This is a genomic window from Paenibacillus xylanexedens (assembly GCF_017874615.1).
GTDB classification, from domain to species: domain Bacteria; phylum Bacillota; class Bacilli; order Paenibacillales; family Paenibacillaceae; genus Paenibacillus; species Paenibacillus xylanexedens.
In genome coordinates this window covers 1-1,595 of the sequence record NZ_JAGIKV010000051.1, presented here as the reverse complement: position 1 = coordinate 1,595, position 1,595 = coordinate 1, and the positions used below count along the sequence as shown (strand labels likewise).

Annotated in this window: 2 tRNA genes and 3 rRNA genes; all 5 read left to right on the top strand. The window is 50.7% G+C overall.

The features are described 5' to 3' along the window. A 16S ribosomal RNA gene (locus J2Z28_RS30950) occupies positions 1-505 on the top strand; the annotation flags it as partial. Between the two features lie 158 nt (positions 506-663). Next, positions 664-780 (top strand): 5S ribosomal RNA (rrf, locus tag J2Z28_RS30945). Positions 781-816: 36 nt separating this feature from the next. Next, positions 817-893, top strand: a tRNA-Ile gene (locus tag J2Z28_RS30940). 22 nt (positions 894-915) lie between these two features. Then, a tRNA-Ala gene (locus tag J2Z28_RS30935) sits at positions 916-991 on the top strand. Between the two features lie 210 nt (positions 992-1,201). Continuing rightward, positions 1,202-1,595 (top strand): 23S ribosomal RNA (locus J2Z28_RS30930); the annotation flags it as partial.

The following is a 1,595-nucleotide window of genomic DNA, read 5'->3' as shown; positions in this document are numbered from 1 at the left end:
AGGAGACAGGTGGTGCATGGTTGTCGTCAGCTCGTGTCGTGAGATGTTGGGTTAAGTCCCGCAACGAGCGCAACCCTTATATTTAGTTGCCAGCATTTCGGATGGGCACTCTAGATAGACTGCCGGTGACAAACCGGAGGAAGGTGGGGATGACGTCAAATCATCATGCCCCTTATGACCTGGGCTACACACGTACTACAATGGCCGGTACAACGGGCTGCGAAATCGCGAGATGGAGCCAATCCCAACAAAGCCGGTCTCAGTTCGGATTGCAGGCTGCAACTCGCCTGCATGAAGTCGGAATTGCTAGTAATCGCGGATCAGCATGCCGCGGTGAATACGTTCCCGGGTCTTGTACACACCGCCCGTCACACCACGAGAGTTTATAACACCCGAAGTCGGTGGGGTAACCGCAAGGAGCCAGCCGCCGAAGGTGGGATAGATGATTGGGGTGAAGTCGTAACAAGGTAGCCGTATCGGAAGGTGCGGCTGGATCACCTCCTTTCTATGGAGAATCGTTTCCTGCAACGGAAACATTCAAATAAGCAGGTTCTTAGAACTTGCGACAGTAATTCATTTCGGTCCGTCACTTCGGTGTGGATGAAATGAAGAGCACAAGCAACTCACTCGTTGCTCAGTTTTGAGAGCTCAAACTCTCAAACGTTTGGTGGCGATAGCGAAGGGGTTCCACACGTTCCCATCCCGAACACGACCGTTAAGCCCTTCAGCGTCAATGGTACTTGGACCGCAGGGTCCTGGGAGAGTAGAACGTCGCCAAGCGTAACCCATTTTGGGTTCAAATAGTATATATAATGTGGGCCCTTAGCTCAGTTGGTTAGAGCGCACCTCTGATAAGGGTGAGGCCGGTGGTTCGAGTCCACCAGGGCCCACCATTTGTATCTTTTAATTTTATATGGGGCCATAGCTCAGCTGGGAGAGCGCCTGCCTTGCAAGCAGGAGGTCAGCGGTTCGATCCCGCTTGGCTCCACCAAAAATGTTTTACAAGTTTGTTCTTTGAAAACTAGATATCGAAACGAAACAAACGCGAATTAGAACATTCCTTTTTAGCTGATCTTGTGTAAACAAGTCAAGTGTATAAAGGTAGTTAAATTGCTTTTGTGATGGTATCGGGCGAGAGTGACTTTTGGCTTTGGACGTAGTCCAAACCAAGGGAAGCGAGCGACCGAAACCGGAACAAAATGGTTAAGCTACTAAGAGCACACGGAGGATGCCTAGGCGCTAGGAGCCGATGAAGGACGTGGCGAACAACGAAACTGCCTCGGGGAGCTGTAAGCAAGCTTTGATCCGGGGGTGTCCGAATGGGGAAACCCAGCTGGGGTAATTTCCAGTTACTCATAACTGAATACATAGGTTATGCAGAGGCATACCAGGGGAACTGAAACATCTAAGTACCCTGAGGAAGAGAAAACAATAGTGATTCCGTCAGTAGCGGCGAGCGAACGCGGAGAAGCCCAAACCAGAGAGCTTGCTCTTTGGGGTTGTGGGACGTCTCACATGGAGTTACAAAGGAACCGGTTAAGCGAAGAGGTCTGGAAAGGCCCGCCAAAGAAGGTAAAAGCCCTGTAGTTGAAAGT